Here is a 16,514-nt window from a genome sequence, read left to right on the forward strand (position 1 = left end):
GCTAGAGGGCCGTGAAAGCGACGCGGCTCACAGGCGCATGCCCAGCCGGATCACCGCTTCGGTGGAGGCCGCGACCACCGTATCGATGCCGCGGGTGAGCGCATCGTCGCGGCCGACGCGCTCGGCGGCGACGTCGCGGTGCTCGAGTTCGTCGTGCACGATCGAGGCCACCGCGGCGTGCGCATCCGGATCGCTATGCGCCATGTGGGCGAGCTGTTCCTCTAGGTGGTGGTTGACCACGGTCTCGACCGAGCGCGTGCAGGCCATGACCGCGCGCTCGCCCAGCAGGGCGGTGATCAGGCCCAAGGCATATCCGCCGACGCCGCACCACAGGAAGCTGCGGCAACGACGGATGCCGCGCGCGGCGAGGATTTCGTCGAAGGTGGCTAGATGGCGGCGCTCGTGACTGAGGAAGTCTTCCAACAGGCCAACCGAGGGGCGGCCCAGCCAGCGCCCGACCAGGATCTGGGCGCGATAGATCTGGATCGCGCCGAACTCGCCGGCGTGATCCACGCGCAGGTAGCGCGCAGCCAGCGACGGCGTCGGGATCGGAGTGGACAATGCGGAGTCCAGGCTGTGCGTCATCGCGGCGGCATCGAGGTGGAGGCGTGCATGCAGCATAGCCGCGACGATGCCCACCGGTGCCGCCGCGAGCGGTTCGCCCTCAAGCCGCGGCCCGCTCCGCGGGGCAGGCCAGTGCGATCGCGGTCAGGCGTTCGGCCAGCTGCGCCGGCGCCGACAGCATGGCCAGATGACCGGCGTCGAGGTCGTGCACCTGCGCCTGCGGCAGGCGCGCGATCATCGCGCCCTGGCGCGCCGGCAGCAGGCTGCGGTCGCGCAACAAGCGCAGATAGGTCGCGGCCGCGCGCACCGGCTGCGCGCATGTGGGCGTGAGGTAGAGGCCGGGGAACTCGGCTTGGTAGCGCGAGACCACCAGGGCCGCGCTGGCCTCGTCGAGGTCGTTGCACAGTTCCTTGCGGATCATCGCCGGTCCGGGCGCGAGCCCGTCGCGGTTGAAGCGGAACAGCAGGCGCAGCAGGGTGCGTTCGACCGTGCCCAGCGCATCGACGAAGGCGCCGCCCGGCGGCGGCACCACCGCGGCCAGATAGAGGGCATGGCGCAGACGCGCACCCAGGCCCGCGGCCAGGTCCGGCATCAGCACGCCGGCCAGCGAGTGCGCGACGATCGTCACCTCGTCGAGGCCGCGACGGTCCAGTTCGGCGATCAGCGCCCGTGCGCAGCGCTCCGGCGTCGCGTCGGCATGCCGACCCGCGATATCCAGCGCGATCGCGGGGACCGCCATGCGTTCGATCACGCGATCCCAGACCCAGGCGCCGACGCCGGCGCCATGCAGCAGGACGGTGGTGGGGGTGGACATGCGGCGGTGCCTCGGCGATGGCGGGAATAGCCTCAGGCTAAGGCGCGCGGCTGCCAGCTTTTGTCAGCAGCGCCACCGCCACGGCGCACGGCGCCGGGTTTTTCTTGACGGCGCAGGAGCGCGCGCCGAACAATCCCGCGGCGAATCGGCGCAATCCCGTACCGCGCGCCGGCGTCGCGACTACGTCACTATCAGGGGAATCATGAGAATTCTTGCGTCTGCGCTGATCCTCGCGATCGGCTTCGCCAGCGCGCCTGCGGGCGCGCGCAAGCTCCAGTACGCGCTGCCGCCCGCGGCCTCGGCAGCGGGCGAGGTGCGACTGGTCGAAGGCGAGCGCGGTGCGCTGCCGCCGGAGGTTTCCGGCGTCGCCTATCTCGACGAGGCGCGCAGCGTCGTCTACCGCCAGGACTTCGGCGGCATGGGCGTGGCCGGCGGCCTGCTGCTCGGCCCGTTCGGCGCGGGCGCCAACGCCCTCGCGATCCAGAAGAACACCGCGCGCGAGGCCGAGGCCCTGCGCGGCAAGCTCGGCTTCGCGCCGGATGCGCTGCTGCTGGCCGCATTGACGGCGATGCCGGCGAGCGCGTCGGCCAGCCGCGAGGCCAAGCTGCGGCCCAGCCTCTACCTCACCCGCGACAAGCAGGAGCGCCTGATCTTCTGGACCATCGTCGATGTCGACCTGGACGGTTGGCGCGGACGCTATTCGCGCGTGCTGCCGGCGCGTGTCGCCTCGGCGGCGGTCGTGGCCGGCCTGCCGGAAGCGGAACGCACGATGCTGGAAACCCAGCTGCGCGACTCCTACATCGAGACCTTGAAGGTGCTGCAGCTCGATCTGGAAGGACGGGCCGGCGAATTCGCCAAGATGAAGGTCGAGGTGGAAGCGCTGGCGCCGCGCTTCCATGCCGCTGTGAAGTACGAGTTCGTGCGTCGCGACGAGACCCACACCCTGATCCGTGCGCTGGCGCCGTCGACGGTGCAGGCCGCGGGCCTGGGCTTCTCCGGTGTGCTGATCGTTCCGAATTCGGAAGCGCTGGTGAAGTAATCCGGTGCCGGGCCTGGCTTCGCTCAGGCCCACAACCGCAGCGGCCACAGCCCCCAGGCTGCCAGCACCAGCGTCCATTGCAGCAGTGCGAGCATCGCCACCGCATCCAGCGCCGCCACGATGCCCGCCGGTCGCAGGCGCAGATAGCGCCACAGGCCGAACAGCAGCGCGGCGGGCAGGGCGCAGGCGACCGCGGTGAGCAGGCCGCTGCCGAAGGTCAGGTCGCCCAGTTGCAGGAACGACTGGCGATAGAGGAACGGCAGCGGCAGCAGCAAGGCCAACGTCGCCAGCCACGGCGCGAAGACGGGGTCGCGTCGGCGCAAGCGGCGCAGCGCGGCGCGCAGGCTGCCGCCCAGCATCAACCACAGCAGGCCCAGGCCTCCCGCGGCCAGGCTGGCCCACAGCGCCAGCAGTTTCCACAGCGCGATGCGCTGGTAGCTCTGGGTGCCGGTGGTGAGTACCTGAGCGCCGTCGGCAGCGGTGAGCAGCGCGTGCGAAGCCTGGGTTCGATCCTCGGCGCGGAACAGGGCGCCGCCCACCGGCGTCAGCGCGGTCGGCTGGCCCTGGAACGGCAGCAGGCGCAGGCCGTCGCCTTCGCGGCGCAGCCGGACGAACCCCAGCGTGGTGTCCAGCCAGGCGAAGCTGGCGAAGCGATTGGGCGCGGGCACGTAATAGCCTTCCCACGCCGGCAGCGACAGCGCGCTGCGCCGCTTCGCGGCGAGCGTCGGCGCAGGCAGGTCCAGGGCCTGGATCAGGGTCCGGTCCAGCGCACCGGCGTCGGCGGTTTCGCTGTCGGTGTTGGTGGTGTGAAAGAACGCGCGCTGCTGCTGCGGAAACACGCACAGCATCGCCCGGTAGCCGATCGTGCTGCCGCCGTGGCAGTGCCCGAAAACGCCGTGGCGGTCGCGTGCGAACAGGCCCAGGGCATAGCCGACGCCGAGTCCGGCATTCGCCCCTTCGGTGCCCGTGGGGCGGCCCATGCCGCGCAGCAGCGTCGGGTCGATGAAGGGCGCGCCGCCGACGCGGCCGTCGCTCATCAGGAAGCGCGCGAACCGCGCCATGTCGGCGGCGGTGGTGCTGAACTGTCCGGCAGGCCGCAGATAGATCGGCACGATCGGATGCGTGCTGCCATCGTCGAAATGGCCCATCGCCAGGCGCGGATCGCGGTGCTGGTCCGTGTAGGCGAAGCTGCTGTCGCGCATGCCCAGCGTCTGCAGCAGTTCGCGGTCCAGATACGCTTCGTAGCGCTGACCGACCGCGGCCTCCACCACCATGCCCAGCAGGGTGTAGCTGCTATTGGAGTAGGACATGCGCGTGCCCGGCCGCGAGCGCACGCGCAAGCGGCTGTCTTCGCGCGCGAACGCCTGTGCGAGCGGCGTGTCGGGCGTGGGCTTGCGGCTGAACACCTGACTGAAGCGCGCGTCGTCGAGGCCGGCGCTTTGGTCGAGCAGATGGCGCAGGCGCACCGGATCGGTCGCGGCCCAAGGGTTGTCGAAGGCGATGCCGGGCAGCAGTTCGGTCACCGGCTGGTCTAGTCGCAGCCGGCCCTGGCTGACCAGCCGCAATACGCCGGTGGCGAGCATGGTCTTGGCGATCGAGCCGACCAGCACCCGATCCTCGGCGCGCAGCGGCGTGCCGGTACGGGCGTCCTTGAGACCGGCCGCGCCGATCCGCACGTGCTGCGGTTCGACCAGCGCCCAGGTCGCGCCGGTCAGGCCCTGTTGCCGCAAGGTAGTGGCGACGTCCGGCTCCGGCGCGGCCACCCCGGGGACGGCGGCGAACAGGTGGACGGGCAGGATCAGCAGCGCGAGCAGGCAGGCACGCCAGGCGGCGGACGCGCGTTTGCGGGCGATCGTCGAGGTTCTTGCCAAAGCTGCACCAGCGAATCGGAAGGGGGGCAGTGTGCGCGAGCGGCGCAAACGCGCCCCGTGGCCAAGGTCACGGGGCCTTCCCGCACGGAGCGGCGGCGGCGCGGTCCCGGCCCGGGATGCTCGGCGGCCGCAGGCGGCGCGACAGGCCGGGCGAGTAGAATAGCCGTCCCCACCGCCAGCTTAAGCCCGCCGTGACCGCCAGCCCGTCCCCCGCCGCCTCCAGCGGCCCAGTCGTCATCCGCCAGGACGACCTGATCCAGTCCATCGCCGATGGCCTGCAGTACATCAGCTACTACCACCCGGTCGACTACATCAAGAACCTCGCTGCCGCTTACGAGCGCGAGGAGAGCGTCGCCGCCAAGGACGCGATCGCCCAGATCCTGATCAATTCGCGCATGTGCGCGGAGGGCCACCGGCCGATCTGCCAGGACACCGGCATCGTCACCGTGTTCCTGGAAATCGGCATGGACGTGCGCTGGGACGGCGCCACCATGGGCGTGGAGGATATGGTCAACGAGGGCGTGCGTCGCGCCTACAACCACCCCGACAACAAGTTGCGCGCGAGCGTGCTGGCCGATCCGGCCGGCAAGCGCAGCAACACCAAGGACAACACGCCGGCCGTCGTCAACGTGAAGGTCGTGCCGGGCAATACGGTCGACGTGATCGTGGCGGCCAAGGGCGGCGGTTCGGAAGCCAAGTCCAAGTTCGCGATGCTCAACCCCTCCGATTCCATCGTCGACTGGGTGCTCAAGACCGTGCCGACCATGGGCGCGGGCTGGTGCCCGCCGGGCATGCTCGGCATCGGCATCGGCGGCACCGCCGAGAAGGCGATGCTGCTGGCCAAGGAATCGCTGATGGAGCCGATCGACATCACCGAGCTGCAGGCGCGCGGTGCCAGCAACCGCGCCGAAGAGCTGCGCCTGGAGCTGTACGAGAAGGTCAACGCGCTGGGCATCGGCGCGCAGGGCCTGGGCGGCCTGACCACCGTGCTGGACATCAAGGTCAAGGATTACCCGACCCACGCGGCCAATCTGCCGGTGGCGATGATTCCGAACTGCGCCGCCACCCGCCATGCCCACTTCACCCTCGACGGCAGCGGCCCGGTGATGCTGGATCCGCCCTCGCTGGAAGACTGGCCGAAGCTGACCTACGACGCCTCCAAGGGCCGTCGCGTCGATCTGGACACGGTCACGCCGGAAGACGTGGCGAGCTGGAAGCCGGGCGAAGTGCTGCTGCTCAACGGCAAGCTGCTGACCGGGCGCGACGCCGCGCACAAGCGCATGGTCGACATGCTCAACAAGGGCGAGCCCTTGCCGGTCGACTTCAAGGGCCGCTTCATTTATTACGTCGGGCCGGTCGATCCGGTGCGCGACGAAGTCGTCGGCCCGGCCGGTCCGACCACGGCCACGCGCATGGACAAGTTCACCGAGCAGGTGCTGGCGCAGACCGGCCTGCTGGGCATGGTCGGCAAGGCCGAACGCGGCCCGGTCGCGATCGAGGCGATCAAGAAGCACCGCTCGGTGTATCTGATGGCGGTCGGCGGCGCGGCATACCTGGTGTCGAAGGCGATCAAGGCCTCGCGCGTGGTCGGGTTCGCCGACCTGGGCATGGAGGCGATCTACGAATTCACCGTGCAGGACATGCCGGTCACGGTGGCGGTCGACAGCGCCGGCGAGTCGGTGCACAAGACCGGCCCGAAAGAATGGCAGGCGCGGATCGGCAAGATCCCAGTCGTGGTCGAACCGGCCTGAGCGCCGGAACCGTCGTCCTCGCAACGCCCGGCCCGCGCCGGGCGTTGCGCTTTAAGAGCGCAGCTTCGCCTTGGGGGAGGAGCGGCGTTAGCCGCGACCGCGCAACTCAGGCATCGACGAACCCGGCCGCTGCCGGCGCATGCGCCGTCACGCCACGTGGTCGTCGTAATGCTTGCCCTTGCGGAACGGCATCAGGTGCTGCTCGACGATGCCGCGCGGCACGGTGGCCAGCTTCATCACCCCGTACTCCTGCGGCCAGGCGTCGCGCTCGCGCGGCAGCTTGAAGGTGCCCATCAGCATGTCCACCAGCGGCAGGTGGATGGCGTAATTCACGTCGATGTACTCGTACTGCCGGGCGTGGTGCCAGTGGTGGTAGCGCGGCAGCACCAGCAGGTACTCCAGCCAGCCGAAGCGGATGCCGAGATTGGCGTGCGCCAGCACCGCTTGCAGACCCACCAGGATCACGTAGGCGTTCACCGCGGGGGTGGAAAAGCCCAGGATCAGCAGCGGCAGCAGCACCGCGCTGCGGGTCAGCACGATCTCGACGAAATGGATGCGCGAGCCCGCCAGCCAGTCCATCTCGCGGCTGGAATGGTGCACGGCATGGAAGCGCCAGAGCCAGGGGATGTTGTGATACGCGCGGTGCAGCAGCGCCTGCGCCAGATCGGCGATGAACACCGCGATCAGGAACTGCGCCCACACCGGCAAGGACTGGATCGCGGCCTTCAGGCCGGGAAAGACCGCCAGCCCGGCGATGGTCGAGGTCGACGCCGTGACCAGGATCAGGATGAACTGCACCAGTACATGGCTCATGAAAAAGTAGGCCACGTCGGTGCGCCAGCCGCGCCGCAGCGGCGAGACCCGGCGGCGTCCCAGGTAGTGTTCCAGCGGCACGAACACCAGCGCCGAGAAGAACAGCGAGATCACGAACCAGTCCAGCCCCAGCGAATACGGCGTCTGGCCGATCGCGTCGAATTGCACGTTGCTGCCGCCCAGCAGCACCGCCAGGGTCGCGCCGCCGACGCCGAGCATGGCCACGCGCCTATTGCGGTCGCGCAGGATCGCCACGGTGCCCAGCACGAACGCCGCCACCAGGCCCACCAGCAGCAGGTGGCGGGCGAAGGTCTCGTTGTAGACCGCGCGGAATTCCTTGCTGGTCAACAACTCGGGAAAGTGGAAGCACAACACCGCCATCAGGCTGAGCAGGCCCAGCAGGGCCGAGGCGTAGGCGAAGAACGAACGGCGGGGGCGGGTGGCGGTCGACGTCATGTCTGCGAGCGGGGTACACCGCAAGGCGGCGGCACGCCTAGCCTAACGCCTGCGCGCGCCGGTCCGCACGGCCTTGCCCGCCAAGCCGATACGACTGGCCGCAGGTGCGGGCCTACAGCTGCCGCGCCAGCTCCGCCAGCATCTGCTGGGTGTCCGCCTTGGCCAGATACTCCTTGGCCATGAACTCCAGCGCGATCAGGTTGGTCGAGCTAGTGTCGTCCAGATCGTCCAGGCCGATGTGCAGGTGCTCCTGCATGCGGAAGTAGCCGTCGCCGACCAGTTGCCGGGCGATGTAGTCGACCGAGTCGGTGCTGCCGTCGAACAGCACGTCGATGATCGGCACCGCCCATTCCAGCGCGCCCCACTCGCGCGCCGAGGCCAGCGAGATGCTGCGCGTGCGCTCGCCGGTGCCGACCGACAGCACCACCAGGTCGCGGCTGTTGTCGACCTGGGCGTCCTTGCGCAGGGCCTCGGCGATCGCGCAGGCGGTGGGGTTGTTGGCGACCACGCCGCCGTCGATCAGGGCGCAGTCGCGGCCCTCTATCTTCATCGCATGCGCGGGGAAATAGGTCGGCGCCGCCGACGAGGCGCGGCAGACCTCCCACAGCGGCAGGTCGCGGTGTTTGGCGTTGAAGCTCTTGAACATCACCGGCGTGCGCGAAATCGTGTCGTACGCGGTGATCAGCAACGGCACCTGGGCATCGCCAAGGGTGGCGTCGCCGAATACCTGTTTCAGCACCTGCTCCAAACCCTTGGCGTCGTACTTGGGTGCCGACACGCCGGCCGAGAGCACGCTGCCGGCGCGCGTCCACAAGCGCTGCGCGATGCCCGGGAAGATGGCGTGGCGGTGATCGCGGTAGAGGTCGGCCATCTTGATCGGGGCCAGGCCGATCGCCAGGCCCGAGGCGACGATGGCGCCGGTGGAACTGCCCGCGAGCAGGTCGAAGGCCTGCGGCAATCCGGGCTTGCCGGCCTGGGCCAGCGCCTGTTCGACGCCGCCCAGCCACAGGCAGCTGACCAGTCCGCGGATGCCGCCGCCGTCCAGCGACAGAATGCGGCGCATTTTCATGGGGAGTCTCGCGCGTGCGTGGGGTAGGTCGAGCCTACCCCAGCGTAGTCGCGCGGTTTGCGAACGGGCGGGGCCCGTCTTGCGCGTTTCGTGCGCTCAGTACCATTCCAGCAGCGATACGCCCAGGCCGATGTAGGTCGCGCGATGGTTGTAGTCGATCAGGCTCTCGCCGTAACCATCGAAGATCTGCAGGCGGCCGCGCAGCGAATTGTGGATCGGAAACGCCCAGTCGAACTGGACCGCGCCGTGCGAGCGGTCGCCGCCGCGCAGCGAATGCCGCGCCATCAGGCTGAACTCGTGGCCGCCGCGGCGGTGGACGATCGTCATGTCGCCGCGGCCGATGTAATCCTCGATGTCGGGATTGTCGTCGTCGTTGCCGTCGGAGATGCGCCACCACGGCCGCAGCGTCACCGCCCAGTCCTCGCGGTCCAGGCCGATGTTGGCGATCACCCGGTTCCAGCTGCGCGAGAGCGGATCGGCGCGGCCGTTGGACTGGTGGTTGAGGCCGATCGCGGCCATGCGCCCGTTCCAGCCGCCGATGCGGTAGTTGTTGCGGAATACCAGCAGCACTTCCGGCTCGTAGTTGGTCTCGCGGAACGGCCGCGAGTTGTCGGCGTTGTAGACCTGCCAGCGCGAGCTCTGGGTGTAGCCCATCCAGATGTCGCCGTTGTCGCCGAACAGGTTCTCCACCGCCTTGGTCTTGAAGCTGAGCTGGAACTTGGCCTCGACGCTGTCCAGCGCTTGCGGGGTCGGGACCTGGTTGCGCGGGTTGGGCGAGTAGGGCTGTTCGTTGATGTCGCTGGTCCAGAACGCCGGCAACAGATACACCGGCTTGTAGGCGCGGAAGTTGAACACGCCCAGCTTGGAGTCCTTGGCCAGTTCCCAGCGGCTGTCGAGCAGGCCGCCCTTGCCGGCGTTGGCGATCGCGCTGTCCAACGGCGCCTCGCTGGAATACAGGTCGTTGCGGCGGCGCTGGCTTTCGGCCTCGACCGGCGGCGCCTTGCCTTCGATCTGGTCGGCCAGTTCCAGATTGCGCTGGATCGCCTTGGCTTCCTTGGCTGCCACGTCGGCGGCGCGGGTGTCCGGGGCTTGCCGGTTGAGCGCCTTGTCGTAGCAGGCCAGGCGATCGGCGTCGCCGGCGATCGCGGTGCAGGCCTCGGGCGTGGCTGGGGCCGGTACCGGTTGCGCCGACGCGGCCAAGGGCGCCGCGGCCGCCAGCGCCCACAGCAGCGGGCGGACCGCGGCATGGGCGTTGGGACGGGAGCGGGCGGGACGGTTCGCGGCTGAACGCATGTGCGGGTTCCATGATCGAAGCGATTACGCGGACAGTGTGTCTTCCACCGCCTGCGGTTTCCAGTTTTCATGAGCTCGAGCTTCAGCCGCGCTTTTAGTATCCAAGCCGGCCTCCCGCGAAACTCGCGAGTAACTATCGGCCTAGAAAATCCAGGCCGCGGCGAATAGCGCGAGCATCGCGAATGCGAGGCCGAGTTTCAGCACCGTGCCGATCAGAATGCCGACCCAGGTGCCGACCCCGACCTTGGTCGCCTGACCGAGCTGACGGCTGTGGATCAGCTCGCCGACCAGAGCGCCGACGAAGGGGCCGGCAAACAGGCCGATCGGGCCGCCCACGAACAGACCGCCGAAGGTGCCTACCACGGCGCCGATCAGGGCCAGCTTGCTGGCGCCGACGCGCTTGGCGCCCATCGCCGTGGCCAGGAAATCCACGGCCAGCGATACCAGGGTCAACAGCCCCAGCACGGTCAGCATGATCCAGCCGACCTGTTCGAATTTGCCGGCCCAGGCGGCCAGCAGCATGCCGGCGAAAACCAGCGGCAAACCCGGCAGTGCCGGCAGTACCGTACCGGCGATTCCGACCAGGATCAGCAGCCCGGCCAGTACGTAATAAACAGTCGTGAAATCCATCCAGAACCCCCGTCCGGACAGGCTGTCCGGGCTGTTTGCATTTTGCCCCATAGCGGGGTAAGTTGCGGGCGCTGTGTTTGCCAAGGGTCACCGTGAATCGTGGCCCGATGCGGTTGATCCTCGATCCGCTACATCGTTGCACCTCGCTTCCTCCTTGCAACCAGCACGCAGCGCGAGCTGCGGTTAAACAACCAACGTTTCAAGGAGCAAGTAAAAATGTCGAACCGTGAATTCGGTACCGTCAAGTGGTTCAACGATGCGAAGGGCTTCGGCTTCATCAGCCGCGAGAACGGCGAGGACGTGTTCGTGCACTTCCGTGCGATTCAGTCCCAGGGCTTCAAGAGCCTGAAGGAAGGCCAGAAGGTCTCCTTCACCGTCGTGCAGGGCCAGAAGGGTCTGCAGGCCGACGCCGTCGAACCGCTGTAAGGCAACACCCCTGATCGAAGCGTCGCCGCAAGGGGGCGCTCAGGACCTGAAAAACCCGGCGTGAGCCGGGTTTTTCTTTTTCCGGGATTTATTCTCGGCGTGTATCTGCCGCCGACGCTCGCGCGCCCGCTAAAGTTTCTAAAACTTGCGATTTCGAAACATAAAGAAAGCGGCCCGTCGAAACGGACCGCTTTCCGGTATCGCCACGTCGTTGGATAGTCGACGTTTAGTTCTGGAACGGGGTGTTCTCGGCGAAGTACTCGTGGTTGTCGGCATTATCCAACGCGTTGGTCGGATTGCTGATCGCCAGATTCTTGGCGCCGGTCTGGCCGTAGACGTGATCGTCGGTGCCGGCGACCGCGTTGAAGTGGCTCATCTCGTGGATCAGGGTGCCGGCCTTGGAGTCGGTGCCGGTCAGCGGTGCGTTCCAGAACGCCTTGCACACGTAGATCTGGTACGGCTGGTTCGGATACACGTAGGCGTAGGCGCTGCTGGTGCAGCCGCAGTTGATGGTGATCTGGCCGCTGTTCTGGTCCATCGCCGCGTCGATCGAGACGAAGTGCTGGCGCGCGGTGCTGTAGCGCGACGAGGTGTAGGCGCCGAACCAGGTGGTGTAGCGCGCGCCGACGGTGCCGCCGTTGAGATAGCCCTTGGCGTTCTCGGAGTAATTGCGCGCCGCGGTCACGGCCTGCCCGGCGGTGGTGATGCGTGCGCTGGTGCAGCCGACGTAGTTGACGCCGTTGACCACCTGCAAGGGGCCGACCGGCTTGGCCGCCGCGCTCACGCGCTGCGCGGCGTCGAGCTTGGCGCCGCCGTCCAGCCACAGGCGCAAGGGCGCGCTGCGCGCGCTCATCGGCAGGCCGTTGGCCTGGTTGAGCAGCTTGCGGTCGTCGGTGGAGGCGAACTGCAGCGGGGCGTTGTAGGTGACGGTGTAGTCGCCGGCCTGCGAGAGGTCGTAGGCCGAGGCCAGGTCGACCACCACGCGGTAGGTTTCGCCCGGACGCAGGATCGTGAAGTCGGCCGCCTGCGGCGCGCCGCGCTTGATCATCGGGCCCTGGTAGTCGAGCTTGACGCCGTCGACGCTGACTTCGAACAGATTGGCATCCAGCACTTCGGTCGGCAGCTGCCACTTGGGCAGGCGCACGGTGCGGCGGCTGGTGTTGGTGACCGCGATTTCGACCGCGCCCTGCAGCGCGCCGGCGTCGGCGCTGAGCGCCTGGGCGCCGCCGTCGAAGGCGTTGATGCTCACGCGCAGCGGATTGGTCGGGGCGGCGGGGCCGGCGGCGGTGGCCGCGGCGATGGCGCCGGCCAGAACGGCGGTGCCGGACACGAGGTGCAATAGCTTCATTCGACTGGTCTCCATGTCTTGGGTAGGCGAGGCCCGCGGGGGCGGACCTGCCGACACTAATCCTCTACGCAGGCGTTGGGCGCGCTCGGCCACGACAGCGTCGCGACGCAATCGTGACTGCCGTTGCAGTGTGGCGATCGGCTGTCGATGCTGCTGTGCAGCATCGACGAGGTCGTCGTGCTAGCGCTTCAGGCGCAAAAAAGGCGGCCCGCCGTAGCGGGCCGCCTTCGTGTTCGCGACGCCGAGGCTCAGCGCACCGAGGCGCGGCCGTTGTAGACGCGTACGTAGCTGCCTTCGCGAATGCCGCCCAGATCGTTCTGGGTGACCACCGTGGTGCGGCCGTCGTCCATGCGTACGTAGACGTTGAAACGGCCGCCGTCGGTGCGGTTCTGGATCGCATTGCCGGCGATCGCGCCGCCGACCGCGCCGGCCACCGCGGCGACGTTCTGGTTGCCCTTGCTGCCGCCGGTGTGGGACGAGATTTCATGGCCGGCGACCGCGCCGACGATGCCGCCGAGCACGGCGCCGGTCTTGCTGGGCGCGGAGCCGCCGGCCAGCTGCTCGATCCGGGTCACGGTGCCGCAGTCGTAGCAGTTGGCCGGGGCATTGCCGTAGCTGGGCTGCGGGTTGCCGTAACCGGAGGAGTAGCCCGGTCCCGTGGCGCAACCGGCCAAGGCCAGGGTGGCGGCCGCGGCGATGCCGAGCAGGCGTAGATTCTGGGTATTCATTCGGATCTCCTGCGGATGGAGGGGCGAGTGGCATACCTCGCCACGCGCCCTCCAAACTAGGCGGCTCCGCGTGAACAGCCGATCAACCGTTCCTGTGCCGCGACGCGATGTTCAGCTTGCGGCGGGGCTGGCGGCCTCGCTTAGCCCTTGAAGTCCTGGTGACAGGCGCCGCAGGCATCCTGGATCTGCTTGTTCATCGTGCCCACGCCCGCGCAATTGAGCGGCGGACTCGCCAGCGCGCTGTCCAGGGTCGCGCGGAATTTGCTCGCGTGGCCAGTGAAACGGGCGTCGTCCTTGAGGTCGGGGAAGGCCCATTCCAGGTCGTCGCCGGTGGTGCGCAGCGCCTTGACGTGGGGCAGGGTGTCGGTGGCCGCGCAGCGGTTCTCCTGCACCCGGCTTTCCAACTGCTTCAGGTGCCAGGCCTGCACGTGCATCACGCTGTCGGGGAAGGGGTCCTGGCGCGCCTGCCAGGCGCGCATCAGCATCACCGTGCCGATCGCGCCCATCACCAGGCCGATCAGGAACAGGAACAGGTACTTCCTGCCGTTGCCCTTACGCGGGGCGGCGACGGTGTTGGGCTGGGTATCGTTCATTGCCTGGCCTCCATCCAAGATGGCCGAACCTTAACACGCAGCGTTGCGCGTTCCGCCACCGGGCCCCGTGCGGCGCGCCCGTACAATGCGCGCATGAGCGAAAACACCCTGGCGCCCGCATGGCGGGAGCGCTTCGCCGGCATCGACCGGCTTTACGGCACCGGCACCGTCGCCCGGCTGTCCCGCTGCCGCGTCGCGGTGATCGGGATGGGCGGCGTGGGCTCGTGGGCGGTGGAGGCCCTGGCGCGCAGCGGCGTCGGCCATCTGACCCTGATCGATGCAGACGATTTGTGCCTTTCCAACACTAACCGGCAGTTGCCGGCCATGGACGGCCACTACGGTCGCGCCAAGGTCGAGGTCATGGCCGAGCGCTGCCGCGCGATCAATCCGGAAATCGGCCTGGACGCGGTGCAGAGCTTTCTGACCCCGTCCAACCTGGACGAACTGCTGGACCGCGACTACGACCTGGTGCTGGACGCCTGCGACAGTTTCCGCAGCAAGGTCGAGTTGATCGCCTGGTGTCGCCGCCGCAAGCGGCCGGTGATCGCGGTGGGTTCCGCCGGCGGCCGCACCGACGCGACCCTGGTGCGCGTGCGCGACCTGTCGCGCACCGAGCACGACGCGATGCTGGCCCTGATCCGCAAGAAGCTGCGCGGCGAGTTCAACTTCCCCAAGAATCCGGACCGCTACTTCGGCGTCTCGGCGATCTACTCGCTGGAGAACGTCAAGTATCCGCAAGCCGACGGCACCGTCTGCGGCCTGCGCCCCAAGCTGGACGCGGACGCCGCGCTCAAGCTCGACTGCGGCGCCGGCCTGGGCGCGGCCACCCATATCACCGGCGCCTTCGCGTTCGCGGCGGTGGGGCGGGCGTTGGAGATATTGCTGAAGCCCAAGTCGGCGTCTTAGCGCCGCTTGTTCGGGTAGGAGCGGCGCAAGCCGCGACCGTGACATAGCGCTTGCCGCGCGAGTCACAACGATTTCGAGTGACCGCGATGGCGCCGGCTTATGCGGTGGCGCGGTCGCGGCTTGCGCCGCTCCCACCCYAAGGCCCGCGATCGCCTTATCCGACGCTTGCGGCCGGCAAGCGAAACAACCGCTCCGCGTTCGCGCTGGTCGCGCGCGCGAGTTCGTCGGCATCGATTCCGCGCAAGGCCGCGATGGTGTCGCGCACCGTCGCCAATCGCGCCGGTTCGTTGCGCTGGCCACGGATGCCGGCGTCGGGCTGGTCGGGCGCGTCGGTTTCCAGCAGCAGGTGTTCGATCGGCATGCTCGCCGCCAGCCCGCGCAAACGATTCGCGCGTTCGTAGGTGACCGGCCCACCCAGACCCAGCAGGAAGCCGGCCTTCCACAACTGCCGCGCCTGTTCCTCGCTGCCCGAATAGCTGTGCACCACGCCGCGCAGCGGGCCGCAGCGGCGGATCGCCGCGATCACCGCGTCCACCGCGCGCCGCGCATGCACGATCACCGGCAGATCGAAGTCGCGCGCCAGCCGCAGCTGACCGTCGAAGTACAGCGACTGCGCTTGCGGGTCCAGGTCTTCGACGAAGTAGTCCAGCCCGCATTCGCCGACCGCCAGCGGGCGCTCGCGCTCGATCCAGTCGCCGAGTTCGCGCAGGTGCTCGGGCCGGTGCGACGCCAGATACATCGGATGCAGCCCGTAGGCCGGATACAGCCCCGGATCGCGCGCGCAGACCTCGCGCAGCTTGGGCCAGCCGGCGGCATCGACCGCCGGCACCACCTGCCGGGTCACCCCGGCGGCGCGTGCGCGCGCCACGACCCGATCGCGGTCGGGGTCGAACTCGGCCGCGTCCAGATGACTGTGGCTGTCGACCAGCGCCACCACGGTTCAGCGCGCGGGCGGGGCGGGCGGCTCCAGCGGCGCTTTGCGCTTCTTCCAGTTGGCCAGCAGCAAGGTGCCCAGGCCCAGCAGCAATTCGTCCGCGAACGGCACCAGGTCCGGGATCACCAGATCCAGGCCGAACAGGACCGCGGTCAGCATGAACAGTCGCGGATAACTCAGGCGTCCGAGGAAGCCCATCAAAGGAGCGAGCAGGGGATTGGCCATGGACTCACCAGGGGTGTGACACGCGTTGCAAACACGCTAGCACGTCGTCGCGACGGGTTCATGCAGGGGACAGTTTTGCGGATTTCAATAGGTGCTCGTTCAGGTTTCGAGTGGTGCAATGGCGCCGTCCACACCCGCGGCTCGTCCCGCACCAATTCGCTTCACTGCAGGAGGCTCACGATGAACAAGAACATGTTGGCTGTAGCGCTCGCTTCGCTGCTCGTAGGCGGCGTCGCCGTCGCCGCGTTCCAGAGCTTCCGTGGCAACGGCTCGGCCGCCCCGACCACGGCGCTGACCAGCGCCGACGCCGCGGCTGCCGCCGAGGGCGACATCGCCGCGAACGGCGCGATCGCCACCACCGCCAAGCCGGAAGTCGATTACGCCGACGTCGTCAACGTCAAGCCGATCAACCAGAAGGAAAAGCTGTACGCCACCGTGATCGGCACCGACCCGGTGCGCGAGACCAGCACCGCCTCGACCCCGCGCGAAGTCTGCGAGGACGTGGTCGTGCAGGAGCGCCTGCCCGAGCGCGACGGCAACGTCGGCGGCACGGTCGCCGGCGCCCTGATCGGCGGCCTGGTCGGCAACCAGATCGGCGGCGGCAACGGCAAGAAGGCCGCGACCGTGGCCGGCGCCGCCGCCGGCGGCTACATCGGCAACCGCGTCGACCGCAACCACGTCGGCGGCAAGGTCGTGAACCGCACCGAGCGCCAGTGCCACACCGTGTCGGAGACCTCGCAGTCCACCCGCGTGGTCGCCTACAACGTGACCTACCGCAATCCCGACGGCACCACCGGCACCATGCGCACCGGCAGCAAGCCGGGCAACCGCATCGCCCTGGGCGACGAGAACAAGGTGGTCGGCTACGACGTGACCTACCGTTACCAGGGCCAGGAGCAGACCGTGCGCATGGACGAGCGTCCGGGCCAGCAGTTGCCGGTGATCGACGGCAAGGTCGTGACCCAGACCGCCTCGGCCGGCGCGGGCAACGAACGCGGCTGAGTGCGCGCGCGGGCATGGCCCGCGGCCATCCAGCGCAACCGAACGGGGCCGG

At 68.7% G+C, this 16,514-nt stretch carries 17 protein-coding genes; 5 read left to right on the forward strand and 12 right to left on the reverse strand.

Annotated elements, in window-relative coordinates; all coding sequences use genetic code 11:
- Positions 1-27 precede the first annotated feature (27 nt).
- Positions 28-585 (reverse strand): demethoxyubiquinone hydroxylase family protein, encoded by a 558-nt coding sequence (locus ASE35_RS04010; RefSeq protein WP_162259016.1) that lies wholly within the window; start codon positions 583-585, stop codon positions 28-30.
- A gap of 79 nt (positions 586-664) precedes the next feature.
- On the reverse strand, positions 665-1,378 hold the full coding sequence (locus ASE35_RS04015) for an alpha/beta fold hydrolase (RefSeq protein ID WP_057163033.1): 714 nt from the start codon (positions 1,376-1,378) through the stop codon (positions 665-667).
- A gap of 202 nt (positions 1,379-1,580) precedes the next feature.
- Here ASE35_RS04015 and ASE35_RS04020 point away from each other — a divergent pair, with 202 nt between their 5' ends.
- Entirely contained in the window at positions 1,581-2,417 is an 837-nt protein-coding gene (locus tag ASE35_RS04020; protein ID WP_057163034.1) for a hypothetical protein, read from the forward strand.
- 23 nt (positions 2,418-2,440) lie between these two features.
- Here the strand turns inward: ASE35_RS04020 and ASE35_RS04025 are convergent, their stop codons facing one another.
- Entirely contained in the window at positions 2,441-4,288 is a 1,848-nt protein-coding gene (locus ASE35_RS04025; RefSeq protein ID WP_057163035.1) for a serine hydrolase domain-containing protein, read from the reverse strand.
- Positions 4,289-4,479: 191 nt separating this feature from the next.
- Here ASE35_RS04025 and ASE35_RS04030 point away from each other — a divergent pair, with 191 nt between their 5' ends.
- Complete coding sequence (locus ASE35_RS04030) at positions 4,480-6,039, forward strand: fumarate hydratase (RefSeq protein ID WP_235567137.1); 1,560 nt, start codon at positions 4,480-4,482, stop codon at positions 6,037-6,039.
- A 147-nt stretch (positions 6,040-6,186) separates the two neighbouring features.
- On the opposite strand, the gene ASE35_RS04035 is transcribed toward ASE35_RS04030, so the two are convergent.
- The 4 genes from ASE35_RS04035 to ASE35_RS04050 all read right to left on the reverse strand — a co-directional run bounded on the left by ASE35_RS04035 (position 6,187) and on the right by ASE35_RS04050 (position 10,300).
- Positions 6,187-7,308 carry a sterol desaturase family protein gene (locus ASE35_RS04035; protein ID WP_056174257.1) on the reverse strand — a complete coding sequence of 374 codons (1,122 nt, stop codon included), beginning with the start codon at positions 7,306-7,308 and terminating at the stop codon, positions 6,187-6,189.
- A gap of 112 nt (positions 7,309-7,420) precedes the next feature.
- Positions 7,421-8,377 (reverse strand): patatin-like phospholipase family protein, encoded by a 957-nt coding sequence (locus ASE35_RS04040; RefSeq protein WP_056174259.1) that lies wholly within the window; start codon positions 8,375-8,377, stop codon positions 7,421-7,423.
- Positions 8,378-8,473: 96 nt separating this feature from the next.
- Positions 8,474-9,670, reverse strand: a complete 1,197-nt coding sequence (locus tag ASE35_RS04045) for a phospholipase A (RefSeq protein WP_057163036.1) — start codon at positions 9,668-9,670, stop codon at positions 8,474-8,476.
- A gap of 141 nt (positions 9,671-9,811) precedes the next feature.
- Complete coding sequence (locus tag ASE35_RS04050) at positions 9,812-10,300, reverse strand: DUF456 domain-containing protein (protein WP_056174262.1); 489 nt, start codon at positions 10,298-10,300, stop codon at positions 9,812-9,814.
- A gap of 216 nt (positions 10,301-10,516) precedes the next feature.
- On the opposite strand from ASE35_RS04050, the gene ASE35_RS04055 reads away from it, so the two are divergent.
- On the forward strand, positions 10,517-10,726 hold the full coding sequence (locus tag ASE35_RS04055) for a cold-shock protein (protein ID WP_055906256.1): 210 nt from the start codon (positions 10,517-10,519) through the stop codon (positions 10,724-10,726).
- A 226-nt stretch (positions 10,727-10,952) separates the two neighbouring features.
- Here the strand turns inward: ASE35_RS04055 and ASE35_RS04060 are convergent, their stop codons facing one another.
- The 3 genes from ASE35_RS04060 to ASE35_RS04070 all read right to left on the reverse strand — a co-directional run bounded on the left by ASE35_RS04060 (position 10,953) and on the right by ASE35_RS04070 (position 13,395).
- Positions 10,953-12,074: a M35 family metallo-endopeptidase gene (locus ASE35_RS04060; protein ID WP_056174265.1), complete on the reverse strand. Its 1,122-nt coding sequence runs from the start codon at positions 12,072-12,074 to the stop codon at positions 10,953-10,955.
- Between the two features lie 248 nt (positions 12,075-12,322).
- The gene (locus tag ASE35_RS04065; protein WP_056174267.1) at positions 12,323-12,802 is read right to left on the reverse strand and encodes a glycine zipper 2TM domain-containing protein; all 480 of its coding nucleotides are present in this window, start codon (positions 12,800-12,802) and stop codon (positions 12,323-12,325) included.
- Positions 12,803-12,942: 140 nt separating this feature from the next.
- Positions 12,943-13,395: a hypothetical protein gene (locus ASE35_RS04070; RefSeq protein WP_056174270.1), complete on the reverse strand. Its 453-nt coding sequence runs from the start codon at positions 13,393-13,395 to the stop codon at positions 12,943-12,945.
- A 108-nt stretch (positions 13,396-13,503) separates the two neighbouring features.
- Between ASE35_RS04070 and ASE35_RS04075 the strand changes: the two genes are divergently transcribed.
- Entirely contained in the window at positions 13,504-14,301 is a 798-nt protein-coding gene (locus ASE35_RS04075; protein WP_157489324.1) for a tRNA threonylcarbamoyladenosine dehydratase, read from the forward strand.
- A 154-nt stretch (positions 14,302-14,455) separates the two neighbouring features.
- Here the strand turns inward: ASE35_RS04075 and ASE35_RS04080 are convergent, their stop codons facing one another.
- Both ASE35_RS04080 and ASE35_RS04085 read right to left on the reverse strand, forming a co-directional pair.
- Positions 14,456-15,238: a TatD family hydrolase gene (locus ASE35_RS04080; protein ID WP_157489256.1), complete on the reverse strand. Its 783-nt coding sequence runs from the start codon at positions 15,236-15,238 to the stop codon at positions 14,456-14,458.
- 3 nt (positions 15,239-15,241) lie between these two features.
- On the reverse strand, positions 15,242-15,460 hold the full coding sequence (locus ASE35_RS04085) for a DUF6116 family protein (protein WP_056174275.1): 219 nt from the start codon (positions 15,458-15,460) through the stop codon (positions 15,242-15,244).
- Positions 15,461-15,640: 180 nt separating this feature from the next.
- Between ASE35_RS04085 and ASE35_RS04090 the strand changes: the two genes are divergently transcribed.
- The gene (locus tag ASE35_RS04090; RefSeq protein WP_056174277.1) at positions 15,641-16,462 is read left to right on the forward strand and encodes a glycine zipper 2TM domain-containing protein; all 822 of its coding nucleotides are present in this window, start codon (positions 15,641-15,643) and stop codon (positions 16,460-16,462) included.
- The last annotated feature ends 52 nt before the right edge of the window (positions 16,463-16,514 follow it).

It is taken from the genome of Lysobacter sp. Root916, from assembly GCF_001429785.1.
GTDB lineage: Bacteria > Pseudomonadota > Gammaproteobacteria > Xanthomonadales > Xanthomonadaceae > Lysobacter.

Bases quoted from the DNA above. Each gene is read 5' to 3' on its own strand.
- ASE35_RS04010 (WP_162259016.1), bottom strand. From the start codon at position 585: ATGACGCACAGCCTGGACTCCGCATTGTCCACTCCGATCCCGACGCCG.
- ASE35_RS04015 (WP_057163033.1), bottom strand. From the start codon at position 1,378: ATGTCCACCCCCACCACCGTCCTGCTGCATGGCGCCGGCGTCGGCGCC.
- ASE35_RS04020 (WP_057163034.1), top strand. From the start codon at position 1,581: ATGAGAATTCTTGCGTCTGCGCTGATCCTCGCGATCGGCTTCGCCAGC.
- ASE35_RS04035 (WP_056174257.1), bottom strand. From the start codon at position 7,308: ATGACGTCGACCGCCACCCGCCCCCGCCGTTCGTTCTTCGCCTACGCC.
- ASE35_RS04040 (WP_056174259.1), bottom strand. From the start codon at position 8,377: ATGAAAATGCGCCGCATTCTGTCGCTGGACGGCGGCGGCATCCGCGGA.
- ASE35_RS04045 (WP_057163036.1), bottom strand. From the start codon at position 9,670: ATGCGTTCAGCCGCGAACCGTCCCGCCCGCTCCCGTCCCAACGCCCAT.
- ASE35_RS04050 (WP_056174262.1), bottom strand. From the start codon at position 10,300: ATGGATTTCACGACTGTTTATTACGTACTGGCCGGGCTGCTGATCCTG.
- ASE35_RS04055 (WP_055906256.1), top strand. From the start codon at position 10,517: ATGTCGAACCGTGAATTCGGTACCGTCAAGTGGTTCAACGATGCGAAG.
- ASE35_RS04060 (WP_056174265.1), bottom strand. From the start codon at position 12,074: ATGAAGCTATTGCACCTCGTGTCCGGCACCGCCGTTCTGGCCGGCGCC.
- ASE35_RS04065 (WP_056174267.1), bottom strand. From the start codon at position 12,802: ATGAATACCCAGAATCTACGCCTGCTCGGCATCGCCGCGGCCGCCACC.
- ASE35_RS04070 (WP_056174270.1), bottom strand. From the start codon at position 13,395: ATGAACGATACCCAGCCCAACACCGTCGCCGCCCCGCGTAAGGGCAAC.
- ASE35_RS04085 (WP_056174275.1), bottom strand. From the start codon at position 15,460: ATGGCCAATCCCCTGCTCGCTCCTTTGATGGGCTTCCTCGGACGCCTG.
- ASE35_RS04090 (WP_056174277.1), top strand. From the start codon at position 15,641: ATGAACAAGAACATGTTGGCTGTAGCGCTCGCTTCGCTGCTCGTAGGC.